Origin of the sequence: Streptomyces sp. NPDC056373, assembly GCF_042262425.1 — a bacterium.
Classification (GTDB): domain Bacteria; phylum Actinomycetota; class Actinomycetes; order Streptomycetales; family Streptomycetaceae; genus Streptomyces.
In genome coordinates, this window is sequence record NZ_JBHJPX010000001.1 from 544,131 (window position 1) to 555,873 (window position 11,743).

Here is an 11,743-nt window from a genome sequence, read left to right on the forward strand (position 1 = left end):
TGCGTCAATCCCTCTCAGGGTTGTAAGTCATGGGGTCTGATACGGGGGTCCTGGGGCCGGCGGCCTTCATGACGAAGGCCGCCGAACTCCCGTCAGACCTCTTCGACGCTGCTCGGCTCACGCCGGGACAGGTCGATGCCAAGCTCCTCCGCAGCGCGGAAGACGTCCTCGTCGGTGTCGCGCATCTCGATGGACATGCCGTCCGAGGACAGCACCTCCACGTTGAGGCACAGGGACTGCATCTCCTTGATGAGCACCTTGAAGGACTCGGGGATGCCGGGCTCGGGGATGTTCTCGCCCTTGACGATGGCCTCGTAGACCTTCACGCGGCCGGTCACGTCGTCGGACTTGATGGTCAGCAGCTCCTGGAGGGCGTACGCGGCGCCGTAAGCCTCCAGCGCCCACACCTCCATCTCACCGAAGCGCTGGCCACCGAACTGGGCCTTACCACCCAGCGGCTGCTGGGTGATCATCGAGTACGGACCGGTCGACCGGGCGTGCAGCTTGTCGTCGACCAGGTGGTGCAGCTTGAGGATGTACATGTAGCCGACCGAGATCGGCTCCGGGAACGGCTCGCCGGAGCGGCCGTCGAACAGCGGCGCCTTACCGGTCGGGAGCACCATGCGCTCGCCGTCGCGGTTGGGGATGGTGTGGTTCAGCAGACCGGCCAGCTCGTCCTCACGCGCACCGTCGAAGACGGGGGTGGCGACGTTGGTGCCCGGCGCGACCTGGTCGGCCTCGATGGCCTGCAGGCGCTGCGCCCAGTCGTCCGCGAGGCCGGAGACGTCCCAGCCGCGGCTGGCGAGCCAGCCGAGGTGGATCTCCAGGACCTGACCCGGGTTCATTCGGGACGGCACACCGAGCGGGTTGAGGATGATGTCGACCGGGGTGCCGTCCTCCAGGAACGGCATGTCCTCGATCGGCAGGATCTTCGAGATGACGCCCTTGTTGCCGTGACGGCCGGCGAGCTTGTCACCGTCGGTGATCTTGCGCTTCTGCGCGACGTAGACGCGCACCAGCTGGTTCACACCGGGGGGAAGCTCGTCGCCCTCCTCGCGGTCGAAGACGCGGACGCCGATGACCTTGCCGATCTCGCCGTGCGGGACCTTCAGCGAGGTGTCACGGACCTCACGGGCCTTCTCACCGAAGATCGCACGCAGCAGGCGCTCCTCGGGCGTCAGCTCGGTCTCGCCCTTGGGCGTGACCTTGCCGACGAGGATGTCACCGGCGACGACCTCGGCACCGATGCGGATGATGCCGCGCTCGTCGAGGTCGGCGAGGACCTCCTCGGAGACGTTCGGGATGTCCCGGGTGATCTCCTCGGGGCCGAGCTTGGTGTCACGGGCGTCGACCTCGTGCTCCTCGATGTGGATCGAGGAGAGGACGTCGTCCTGCACGAGGCGCTGCGACAGGATGATCGCGTCCTCGTAGTTGTGACCCTCCCACGGCATGAACGCCACGAGCAGGTTCTTGCCCAGCGCCATCTCGCCGTTCTCGGTGGCCGGACCGTCGGCCAGGACCTGGCCCTCGATGATCCGGTCGCCCTCGTTGACGATGACCTTCTGGTTGACCGAGGTGCCCTGGTTGGAGCGGGCGAACTTGGCCAGCCGGTACGTGATGTACGTGCCGTCGTCGTTGGCGGTGGTGATGTAGTCCGCGGAGACCTCCTGGACCACACCGGGCTTCTCGGCCTTGACCACGTCGCCGGCGTCGACGGCGGAGCGGTACTCCATGCCGGTGCCGACGAGCGGGGCCTCGGACTTAATCAGCGGCACGGCCTGACGCATCATGTTCGCGCCCATGAGGGCACGGTTGGCGTCGTCGTGCTCGAGGAAGGGGATCATGGCGGTCGCGACCGACACCATCTGGCGCGGCGAGACGTCCATGTAGTCCACGTCTTCACCGGTGACGTAGTCGACCTCGCCGCCCTTGCGGCGGACCAGCACGCGGGCCTCGGCGAAGCGGAGGTCGTCGGTGAGCGGCGCGTTGGCCTGCGCGATGACGAAGCGGTCTTCCTCGTCGGCGGTCAGGTAGTCGACCTCGTCGGTGACCTGGCCCTCGAACACCTTGCGGTAGGGCGTCTCGACGAAGCCGAACGCGTTGACCCGGCCGTAGGAGGCGAGCGAGCCGATCAGACCGATGTTCGGGCCTTCGGGCGTCTCGATCGGGCACATGCGGCCGTAGTGCGAGGGGTGCACGTCACGGACCTCGAAGCCGGCCCGCTCACGGGAGAGACCACCCGGACCAAGAGCCGACAGGCGGCGCTTGTGGGTGAGGCCCGACAGCGGGTTGTTCTGGTCCATGAACTGCGACAGCTGGCTGGTGCCGAAGAACTCCTTGATGGAGGCGACGACCGGCCGGATGTTGATCAGGGTCTGCGGCGTGATCGCCTCGACGTCCTGGGTCGTCATCCGCTCGCGGACGACACGCTCCATACGCGCCAGACCCGTACGGACCTGGTTCTGGATGAGCTCGCCGACGCTGCGCAGGCGGCGGTTGCCGAAGTGGTCGATGTCGTCGGTCTCGACGACGATGTTCGTACCGCTGTCGCCGACCGTCTCGGTCTCGCCCGCGTGCAGCTTCACCAGGTACTTGATCGTCGAGATGATGTCCTCGACGGTCAGGATGCCCGCGTCCAGCGGAGCGTCCGCACCCAGCTTCTTGTTGACCTTGTAGCGGCCGACCTTGGCCAGGTCGTAGCGCTTGGGGTTGAAGTAGAGGTTCTCGAGCAGCGTCTGCGCGGCCTCACGCGTGGGGGGCTCGCCCGGACGCAGCTTGCGGTAGATGTCGAGCAGCGCGTCGTCCTGGCCCTGGGTGTGGTCCTTCTCCAGGGTGGCGCGCATGGACTCGTACTCGCCGAACTCCTCGAGGATCTGCTCGGTGGTCCAGCCGAGCGCCTTGAGCAGGACGGTGACGGACTGCTTGCGCTTGCGGTCGATGCGCACACCGACCATGTCGCGCTTGTCGATCTCCATCTCCAGCCAGGCACCCCGGGAGGGGATGATCTTGGCGGAGAAGATGTCCTTGTCGGACGTCTTGTCGATGGAGGAGTCGAAGTAGACGCCGGGCGAACGGACGAGCTGCGACACCACGACACGCTCGGTGCCGTTGATGACGAAGGTGCCCTTGTTCGTCATGAGCGGGAAGTCGCCCATGAAGACGGTCTGGGACTTGATCTCGCCGGTCTCGTTGTTCGTGAACTCGGCGGTGACGAAGAGCGGGGCCGCGTACGTGAAGTCGCGGTCCTTGCACTCGTCGATGGAGTTCTTCGGCGGCTCGAAGCGGTGGTCGCGGAAGGTCAGCGACATCGACCCGCTGAAGTCCTCGATCGGGGAGATCTCCTCGAAGATCTCCTCGAGCCCGGACTTGGTGGGGACGTCCTGACCGTTCTCGAGAGCCTCCTCGACCCGACTCTGCCAGGCGGTGTTGCCGAGGAGCCAGTCGAAGCTCTCGGTCTGCAGCGCGAGCAGGTTCGGAACCTCGAGAGGCTCCTTGATCTTTGCAAAAGAGATGCGCAGCGGGGCAGTGCTGGCGGCGTTGTTCGTATTCGCGGTCGAGGCGTTGCGCGAGGCGGCCAAGAGGGGGTCCTTCCGAGGGCTCGGACTCACTACGCGCGTACCGGCCCCTCTCCCGTACACGGAGACAAGCTGTGCCGACAGGGCTGAAAGGCCAGGTCAGACACTTCTTGTCATCGATGCTCGGGCGAGGGCAGACCCCTGGTGACGGGCAGGGGACAGCTAACAGGCAGCGCAAAGGGTCAGTGTAGCCACTTGGCACACTGATGTCCAGTGCGGGTTCTGGAACCCGTGTTCACCCTCGTTGTTCCACTCCTGCGACAAGGCGCTGCCCTCAACGCACGTTGATACTGCCCTCTTCGTCGCCGATCCATGCCTCGGATTCGGATCCTGTGACGACGCGTCCTGAGAATTGCGCGCTGCGTGCGGTTCGTCAAGGCCCCCCTGCCCGATCCGGGGCCGCCCGGTGACACGACGAAGATCACCATACCCCTCGTCACCGGGGCTTCAAGGCAACCGTGGCCCGCCCCCGAGAACGCCGAAGAGCGACCACCCGGATGGATGATCGCTCTTCCGCGCTTACGCGTTACACGTCCAGCGGGACGTGTCGTGGATCCTGGCGGATCCGGAAGGGTTTACTTGACCTCGACGGAGGCGCCGGCGCCCTCGAGGGACTCCTTGGCCTTCTCGGCGGCGTCCTTGGCGACCTTCTCGAGAACGGGCTTCGGGGCGCCGTCCACGAGGTCCTTGGCCTCCTTCAGACCCAGGGAGGTCAGCTCACGCACGACCTTGATGACCTGGATCTTCTTGTCACCGGCACCCGTGAGGATGACGTCGAACTCGTCCTGCTCCTCAGCGGCCTCGGCAGCGGCGCCACCAGCGGCACCACCGGCGACGACGACCGGCGCGGCAGCGGCGGCGGTGACGTCGAACTTGTCCTCGAACGCCTTCACGAACTCGGAGAGCTCGATGAGGGTCATCTCCTCGAACTGCGCGAGCAGGTCTTCCTGGCTGAGCTTCGCCATGATTGGCGGTCCTTCCACTAATTCGGCAGGTGCCGGATGTACATGTGAGGCGGGCGTACTACTGGCCCGCGACGGTCGCCGCGTTCAGGCAGCGGCGGCCGGGATGCGAGCCGAGTTACTCGGCACCGCCCTGCTCGTCCTGCTTGGCACGGAGCGCGTCCACGGTGCGGACGAGCTTCGACGGCAGCGCCTGGAAGACAGAGGCAGCCTGGGACTGCTTGCCCTTCATGGCACCGGCCAGCTTGGAGAGCAGAACCTCGCGGGACTCGAGGTCCGCAAGCTTCTTGATCTCGTCGGCGGACAACGCCTTGCCGTCAAGGACGCCGCCCTTGATGACGAGGTTGGGGTTGTCCTTGGCGAAGTCACGGAGACCCTTCGCCGCCTCGACCGGGTCACCGGTCACGAAGGCGACGGCCGACGAACCCGCAAAGAGGTCGTCCAGCGTCGTGATCCCGGCCTCGTTGGCCGCAATCTTGGTCAGCGTGTTCTTCGCCACACGGTACTGAGCGTTCTCACCGAGTGAACGACGCAGCTTCTGGAGCTGCGCGACGGTGAGACCGGTGTACGCGGTAACGACAGCAGCGTTGGAGTTGCGGAACTTGTCCCGCATCTCCTCGACGGCATCGACCTTGTCAGGCCTCGCCATGAGCCTCGGCCTCCTTCCGGGTGATTCGGACCGCGCGGACCCGAAGGAGGACTGGGGAAAACGAAACGCCCCGGCGCAAGCGCACGGGGCGTAGCTCAACCGGTTTCACACACACACGAGGCGGCGGGCTCCGGGAGCTTTTCCAGTGTCACCTGCGCGGGTCGTCCGCCGTTCAGCGGATCCTTCGGCCACCGCGCCCTCTGATGAGCGCGCGGTAACGACCAGCGGTCTTTGGCTTCTGTAGGAGAGTACGGGAACGTTCACCGTGAGGCAAATCCGCCCGTACGGCGGATCGGCGTGGGGCGGTTCAGCTCTGCCCCAGCTCCTTGAACATCTCGCCCAGGTCCGCCACGTCCTTGGCCGGCGGGGCCGTGACGGTGACGGGCTTGTTGTAGTCGAGGAAGGTGATGGTCATGTCCATCGGGCCCTTGTCGGCCTGGCCCTTCATGCGGAACTGCTTGGTGTGGTCCTCGCCGTCGACCCACATGTCCATCGTGAGCTTGTCGACACCGAGCTTCTCGTACTGCTTGATGCTCTTCTCGCGCTGCTTGCGGGTCGCCGCCTTGTCGTCCTTGAGCGAGGCGCGCAGGTCCGCGAGGGTGACCGTGCCCGTGTAACGGGTGGTCTCGACGCCGTCGACCTTCTCGCTGCCGACCTTCTCCACGTCCTTGGCGCCCTTGAGGAAGGTCGACTCCGCCGCCGGGTTCTGCTCGGCCTGGCTCGGGGACCCCATCTTGTCCAGGTCCTTGGCGGCGTCGGAGCCGGACAGGTCGAACTTCAGCCAGCGCTTGCCGTCCATCTCCTTGGCCATCTCGGCTCCCCCACCGAGGTACATGGCCTTGTCGACGAGACGGATCTCCACGCTCTGGCCGGCGGCCTGGTCCGGCGCCGTCATCTTCATGCTCATGGCGATCGTGGGCTTCAGGCGCATGGCCGCCTCACCCTCGACGCGGCCCGACTGCGGGACCGTGCCCTTCAGGCGGTACTGGAGGGACGTGATGTCCTCCGTGTTCTTCGCCGCCTTGGCGACGGCCGCCGCGGGCGTCATCTCCGGCGACTGCCCGGATCCGCAACCGACGGCGCCGACGGCCAGAAGCAGGGCGCACGCCCCGGCTGCAGGTAAAGGTGTCCTCATCATTTCCCCCCAAGGAATACATGCTTGCTTCACAGCAAGGCCGTGAGCGTATCCCAGAGGGCACATGTGATCTATTGAAATAGTCGGGGCGGGGCCTCAGGGCGTGCGCGGCTGCTCGCGCATCAGGTCCTCGAAGTCCCCGGTGTCGGACCGCGGGGGCCGTTCGGCCCGGACCGGAACGCCGTAGTCGGCGTAGTGCACGGTCTGGATCATCACGCCGGTGGCCGTCCGCGCCTTCTCGACCTTCTTGGCCAGCAGGTTCCGCTCGTCGATCCAGATGTCGACGGTCTCGGTGGTGACGCCGGCCTCGGTGAGCTGCTTGCGCAGGCCGTCATCGGCGACGTCGGCCGCCGTCACCGTGCCGGACCAGTGCGTCGCGGACCGGCCGCCGACGGTGTCCTCGCCGACCTTCCTGACGTCGCCGGAGGACAGCAGGAGCTTCACGGACTGGTTCGGCGTGGTGCTGCGCATCTGGTCGCCGAGGTGGGCGCCGGAGCCTCCGGCGAGAGCTTCGAGGTCCTTGTAGGCGTACCGGATCCAGCGCCTGCCGCCGGTCTGCTCGGCGAACTTCTCGCCCATGCGCGCGTAGTACGCCTCGGGCAGGTAGCGGGCCTCCATCGAGGTGGTCCCCAGCCGTCTCATGGTGTCGGCGATGGTGCCGCCGGTGTACGTGATGGTGAGGGTGCCGGTGATGCCGTCGCTCCAGCCGATGGAGCCGTCGGCCGTCATGGACATCAGCGAGCCCATGGTCGTCGTGGACTCCACCCGGGCGGACTCGGCGTGCTCGGTGGCGCGCTCCGCGGCGCGCAGGGCTGCGAGGGCCCGGCCCTGTGCGGCGCGGTCGTCCCGGCCGTGGGTGCCGGAGGACTCCTGGGACGTGCAGGCGGCCACCCCCGTCAGCGCTGTCGCCGCGAGCACCAGGCCCACGCGGCGCACGGTCGTGCCCTGCATACGTCCCCCCGTTCGCATCCGGTTCCCGCACGTTAACCCAGGCCACCGGCGTACGTACCGGAAAAGGGAACGGGCCCCGCACCTGTAAGAGGTGCGGGGCCCGTGACCGGTTGGGTGAGCCTCAGGCTCAGACCGCAGCCGGGTCCTCCTCGACGAGGAGGTTGCGGGTGCGGTTCGGGTCGACCGGAATGCCGGGGCCCATCGTGGTGCTGATGGCGGCCTTCTTGATGTAGCGACCCTTGGCGGCCGACGGCTTCAGACGGAGGATCTCCTCCAGCGCGGCGCCGTAGTTCTCCACCAGCTTGGTGTCGTCGAAGGACGACTTGCCGATGATGAAGTGCAGGTTCGAGTGCTTGTCGACACGGAACTCGATCTTGCCGCCCTTGATCTCGGTGACGGCCTTGGCCACGTCGGGGGTGACGGTGCCGGTCTTCGGGTTCGGCATCAGACCACGCGGACCGAGCACGCGGCCGAGGCGGCCGACCTTGCCCATGAGGTCCGGGGTGGCGACGACGGCGTCGAAGTCCAGACGGCCCTTCGCCACCTCGTCGATCAGTTCGTCGGAGCCGACGATGTCGGCGCCCGCGGCCTCCGCGGCCGCAGCACGGTCACCGGTCGCGAAGACCAGGACCCGGGCGGTCTTGCCGGTGCCGTGCGGAAGGTTCACGGTGCCACGGACCATCTGGTCGGCCTTGCGCGGGTCGACACCCAGGCGGAAGGCGACCTCGACGGTGCCGTCGAACTTGGTCGTGGAGGTGTCCTTGGCGAGACGGACGGCCTCGAGCGGGGCGTAGAGCTTCTCCCGGTCGACCTTGGCGTCCGCAGCGCGAAGGGACTTGCTGCGCTTGCTCACTACTGCTCCTGTGGATTCTTAGGAGTCGTGGTCCGGGCCGAGCAGGCCCTGCCACTTCTGCTGATGGAGGTTGGGGCTCAGCCCTCGACCGTGACGCCCATGGAACGGGCGGTGCCGGCGATGATCTTCTCGGCGGCGTCCAGGTCGTTGGCGTTGAGGTCGGGCATCTTGGTCGTGGCGATCTCACGGACCTGGTCACGCGTGATCTTCGCGACCTTGGTCTTGTGCGGCTCGCCGGAGCCCTTCTCGATGCCCGCGGCCTTCAGGATCATCTTCGCGGCCGGCGGCGTCTTGGTGATGAAGGTGAAGGAACGGTCCTCGTAGACCGTGATCTCCACCGGGATCACCCAGCCACGCTGCGACTCGGTCGCGGCGTTGTAGGCCTTGCAGAACTCCATGATGTTCACGCCGTGCTGACCCAGCGCGGGGCCGACCGGCGGGGCCGGGTTGGCGGCACCGGCCTGGATCTGGAGCTTGATGAGCCCCGTGACCTTCTTCTTCTTGGGAGGCATAGCTCTCCGGGTCCTTTCGATTCGGGTCCTGCCTGTGCACGGGGACCACCCGGACGCAGGCATACCGCACAACGATAACGGGTATAGATGCGCGGCCAAAAACCGCGCAGGTCAGGCGGACGCTCGAGCGATCGCCTGACCTGCGCGGAAGCGGTGAATCCGGAAGTCAGTTCTTCTGGATCTGGTCGAAGGAAAGCTCGACCGGCGTCTCGCGACCGAAGATCTCGACGAGGCCCTTGACCTTCTTCGAGTCAGGGTTGATCTCGTTGATGGTCGCCTGCAGCGTGGCGAACGGGCCGTCGGTGACGGTGACCGAGTCGCCGACCTCGAAGTCCAGCACCTGGACCTCGACCTTGCGCTGCGGAGCCGGCTTGCCCTCGGCCTCGGCGGCCTCGCGGGCGGCCTTCTCCTCGGCCTCGGGGGCGAGCATCTTGACGATCTCGTCCAGCGTCAGCGGGTACGGGTCGTAGGCGTTGCCCACGAAGCCGGTGACGCCGGGCGTGTTGCGGACGACGCCCCAGGACTCGTTCGTCAGGTCCATACGGACCAGGACGTAGCCCGGGAGCTTGTTCTGCTTGATCGTCTTGCGCTCGCCGTTCTTGATCTGCGCGACCTCTTCCTGCGGCACCTCGGCCTGGAAGATGAAGTCCTCGACGTTCAGCGAGACGGCGCGCTGCTCGAGGTTGGTCTTCACGCGGTTCTCGTAGCCGGCGTAGGTGTGGATGACGTACCACTCGCCGGGCAGGACCCGCAGTTCCTCGCGGAGCTTCTCGATCGGGTCGCGGTCGTCCTCGGGCTCTTCCTCGAGTTCTTCCGCGGCCTCTTCGTCGTCCTCGGTCTCCGCCTCGGCGGCGTCGTCCGCGACGGCGTCGGCAGCCTCGGCCTCGGAGGAGGCCTCGGTGTCCTCGTTGTCCGCGCCCTCGACGATGTCGAGCTCGTCCTCGACGGACTCGACCGGCTCGATGGCGTCGTTCACGTTCGGGTCAGACACGGTGGCTGCTTCTTCCTGGATACATAGGGGTGGAACATGCGAAAGGAGCGCCGGGTACCTCGGCGCTCTTCGCGGACTGCTCAGCCGAACACGTACTTCGCGGCGTGGCTGAGCCCATAGTCAATCACGGTGACCAGGCCGATCATGATGACCACGAAGATGATCACCACGGTCGTGTAGGTCGTCAGCTGGTTGCGGGTCGGCCAGACGACCTTGCGCAGCTCCGCGACGATCTGGCGGTAGAAGAGGGCGAGCCGCTTCAGCGGGCCCTTCTTTCCGCGCTTGCCGCCCTTGCGGGCCTTCTTGGACTCCGGCGCCTCGTCCTGGGCATCAGGCATGTCGATGGAGCCCACGGCGTCCGTCACTCGTCCTCACCTGATTCCGGGTCGTGGCCGTGCCGCGCCCGGTCTGAGCCGCACGGCGGTGCATTGCTGTACGTACATGCGCACACATCCTGGCGATGGAGTGTGTAGCAGGGCCGGAGGGACTTGAACCCCCAACCGCTGGTTTTGGAGACCAGTGCTCTACCAATTGAGCTACGACCCTTTGTGTGTCCCCCAACGTACCGCATCCGTCCGGATGCTTGGTGTGCACCGAACGGGCGCGGCCTGCGAGAGGCCAACGAGGTGAGAGTGTACGTGCTCCGCGGCCGGTCGTCGAACAGAAAGGGCCCGCAGGAGGGCTCGTTGACGGAAGATCGCCTGCGGAACGGGGGCGGGACTGACGTGAATCCGCTGAAGATCGCCCAGGCCGGGCGGGCGATCCGCACTGTTGTTCAAGGGTTTGCCCGACGTTGTTCAGTCTGTGAAACCCCCGTGCCGCGCGCGTTTCCGGTCTGAAACGATGGGGTCCATGAGCGCTGCAACCCCTCCCACCGAGCGCCGGGTCTCCGCCCGAGTCGGCGCGATCTCCGAGTCCGCCACTCTCGCCGTGGACGCCAAGGCCAAGGCCCTCAAGGCCGCCGGGCGTCCGGTGATCGGCTTCGGCGCCGGCGAGCCGGACTTCCCGACCCCGGACTACATCGTCCAGGCCGCGATCGAGGCCTGCTCGAACCCGAAGTTCCATCGCTACACGCCGGCCGGCGGCCTCCCCGAGCTGAAGGCCGCGATCGCCGCGAAGACCCTGCGTGACTCGGGCTACGAGCCGGACGTCTCGGAGATCCTGGTCACCAACGGTGGCAAGCAGGCCATCTACGAGGCCTTCGCCGCGATCCTCGACCCGGGCGACGAGGTCATCGTGCCCGCGCCGTACTGGACGACCTACCCGGAGTCGATCCGGCTGGCCGGGGGCGTCCCGGTGGAGGTCGTCGCCGACGAGACGACCGGCTACCGCGTGACCGTCGAGCAGCTGGAGGCGGCCCGCACGGAGAAGACGAAGGTCGTCCTCTTCGTCTCGCCGTCCAACCCGACCGGCGCGGTCTACAGCGAGACCGAGACCGAGGCCATCGGCCGCTGGGCCGTCGAGCACGGCCTGTGGGTGATGACCGACGAGATCTACGAGCACCTCGTCTACGGCGACGCCTCCGCCGTGTCGCTGCCGGCGGTGCTGCCCGAGCTGCGCGACAAGTGCGTCGTGGTGAACGGCGTCGCGAAGACGTACGCGATGACCGGCTGGCGCGTCGGGTGGATCATCGGCCCGAAGGACATCGTCAAGGCCGCGACGAACCTGCAGTCGCACGCCACGTCCAACGTGTCCAACGTCGCCCAGGCGGCCGCGCTGGCCGCCGTCTCCGGTGACCTGGACGCCGTGGCGAAGATGCGTGAGGCCTTCGACCGGCGCCGCAAGACCATCGTGCGGATGCTGAACGAGATCGACGGCGTGGTGTGCCCGGAGCCGGAGGGGGCGTTCTACGCGTACCCGTCGGTGAAGGCGCTGGTCGGCAAGGAGATCCGGGGCCGGCGGCCCAAGGACACGGTCGAGCTGGCCGCGCTGATCCTGGAGGAGTCCGAGGTCGCGGTGGTGCCGGGTGAGGCGTTCGGTACGCCCGGGTACCTGCGGCTGTCCTACGCGCTGGGTGACGAGGACCTGGTCGAGGGCGTGAGCCGGATCCAGAAGCTCCTGGCGGAGGCCAGGGACTGATCCGGCCTGCTCACGTGAGTAGGTCGAGCGGGCCGT

At 67.0% G+C, this 11,743-nt stretch carries 10 protein-coding genes and 1 tRNA gene; 1 reads left to right on the top strand and 10 read right to left on the bottom strand.

Features of this window, described 5'->3' with window-relative positions; translation table 11 throughout:
* Window positions 1-92: 92 nt before the first annotated feature.
* From rpoB to ACFCXS_RS02585, 10 genes are all read right to left on the bottom strand, one after another.
* On the bottom strand, window positions 93-3,578 hold the full coding sequence (gene rpoB, locus ACFCXS_RS02540) for a DNA-directed RNA polymerase subunit beta (RefSeq protein ID WP_376641131.1): 3,486 nt from the start codon (window positions 3,576-3,578) through the stop codon (window positions 93-95).
* Window positions 3,579-4,150: 572 nt separating this feature from the next.
* Window positions 4,151-4,540, bottom strand: coding sequence for a 50S ribosomal protein L7/L12 (gene rplL, locus ACFCXS_RS02545; protein WP_362234455.1), 390 nt, complete (start codon window positions 4,538-4,540; stop codon window positions 4,151-4,153).
* Window positions 4,541-4,655: 115 nt separating this feature from the next.
* Window positions 4,656-5,186, bottom strand: coding sequence for a 50S ribosomal protein L10 (gene rplJ / locus ACFCXS_RS02550; protein WP_053674508.1), 531 nt, complete (start codon window positions 5,184-5,186; stop codon window positions 4,656-4,658).
* Window positions 5,187-5,493: 307 nt separating this feature from the next.
* Window positions 5,494-6,321 (bottom strand): DUF1396 domain-containing protein, encoded by an 828-nt coding sequence (locus tag ACFCXS_RS02555; RefSeq protein WP_376641134.1) that lies wholly within the window; start codon window positions 6,319-6,321, stop codon window positions 5,494-5,496.
* Between the two features lie 96 nt (window positions 6,322-6,417).
* On the bottom strand, window positions 6,418-7,272 hold the full coding sequence (locus ACFCXS_RS02560; RefSeq protein WP_376641136.1) for a hypothetical protein: 855 nt from the start codon (window positions 7,270-7,272) through the stop codon (window positions 6,418-6,420).
* Window positions 7,273-7,399: 127 nt separating this feature from the next.
* Window positions 7,400-8,125 carry a 50S ribosomal protein L1 gene (gene rplA, locus ACFCXS_RS02565; RefSeq protein ID WP_352101227.1) on the bottom strand — a complete coding sequence of 242 codons (726 nt, stop codon included), beginning with the start codon at window positions 8,123-8,125 and terminating at the stop codon, window positions 7,400-7,402.
* Window positions 8,126-8,202: 77 nt separating this feature from the next.
* Window positions 8,203-8,637 carry a 50S ribosomal protein L11 gene (gene rplK / locus ACFCXS_RS02570; protein WP_003992325.1) on the bottom strand — a complete coding sequence of 145 codons (435 nt, stop codon included), beginning with the start codon at window positions 8,635-8,637 and terminating at the stop codon, window positions 8,203-8,205.
* Window positions 8,638-8,803: 166 nt separating this feature from the next.
* Window positions 8,804-9,628: a transcription termination/antitermination protein NusG gene (gene nusG / locus ACFCXS_RS02575; protein ID WP_376641139.1), complete on the bottom strand. Its 825-nt coding sequence runs from the start codon at window positions 9,626-9,628 to the stop codon at window positions 8,804-8,806.
* A gap of 80 nt (window positions 9,629-9,708) precedes the next feature.
* Window positions 9,709-9,993 carry a preprotein translocase subunit SecE gene (secE, locus tag ACFCXS_RS02580; protein ID WP_376641141.1) on the bottom strand — a complete coding sequence of 95 codons (285 nt, stop codon included), beginning with the start codon at window positions 9,991-9,993 and terminating at the stop codon, window positions 9,709-9,711.
* Window positions 9,994-10,101: 108 nt separating this feature from the next.
* Window positions 10,102-10,174: transfer RNA gene (locus ACFCXS_RS02585), tRNA-Trp, on the bottom strand.
* A 306-nt stretch (window positions 10,175-10,480) separates the two neighbouring features.
* Between ACFCXS_RS02585 and ACFCXS_RS02590 the strand changes: the two genes are divergently transcribed.
* Window positions 10,481-11,707 carry a pyridoxal phosphate-dependent aminotransferase gene (locus ACFCXS_RS02590; RefSeq protein ID WP_376641142.1) on the top strand — a complete coding sequence of 409 codons (1,227 nt, stop codon included), beginning with the start codon at window positions 10,481-10,483 and terminating at the stop codon, window positions 11,705-11,707.
* Window positions 11,708-11,743: the final 36 nt, after the last annotated feature.

Coding starts and splice junctions, on each gene's coding strand:
- rplL (WP_362234455.1), bottom strand. CDS start 4,540: ATGGCGAAGCTCAGCCAGGAAGACCTGCTCGCGCAGTTCGAGGAGATG.
- rplJ (WP_053674508.1), bottom strand. CDS start 5,186: ATGGCGAGGCCTGACAAGGTCGATGCCGTCGAGGAGATGCGGGACAAG.
- ACFCXS_RS02555 (WP_376641134.1), bottom strand. CDS start 6,321: ATGAGGACACCTTTACCTGCAGCCGGGGCGTGCGCCCTGCTTCTGGCC.
- ACFCXS_RS02560 (WP_376641136.1), bottom strand. CDS start 7,272: ATGCAGGGCACGACCGTGCGCCGCGTGGGCCTGGTGCTCGCGGCGACA.
- rplK (WP_003992325.1), bottom strand. CDS start 8,637: ATGCCTCCCAAGAAGAAGAAGGTCACGGGGCTCATCAAGCTCCAGATC.
- ACFCXS_RS02590 (WP_376641142.1), top strand. CDS start 10,481: ATGAGCGCTGCAACCCCTCCCACCGAGCGCCGGGTCTCCGCCCGAGTC.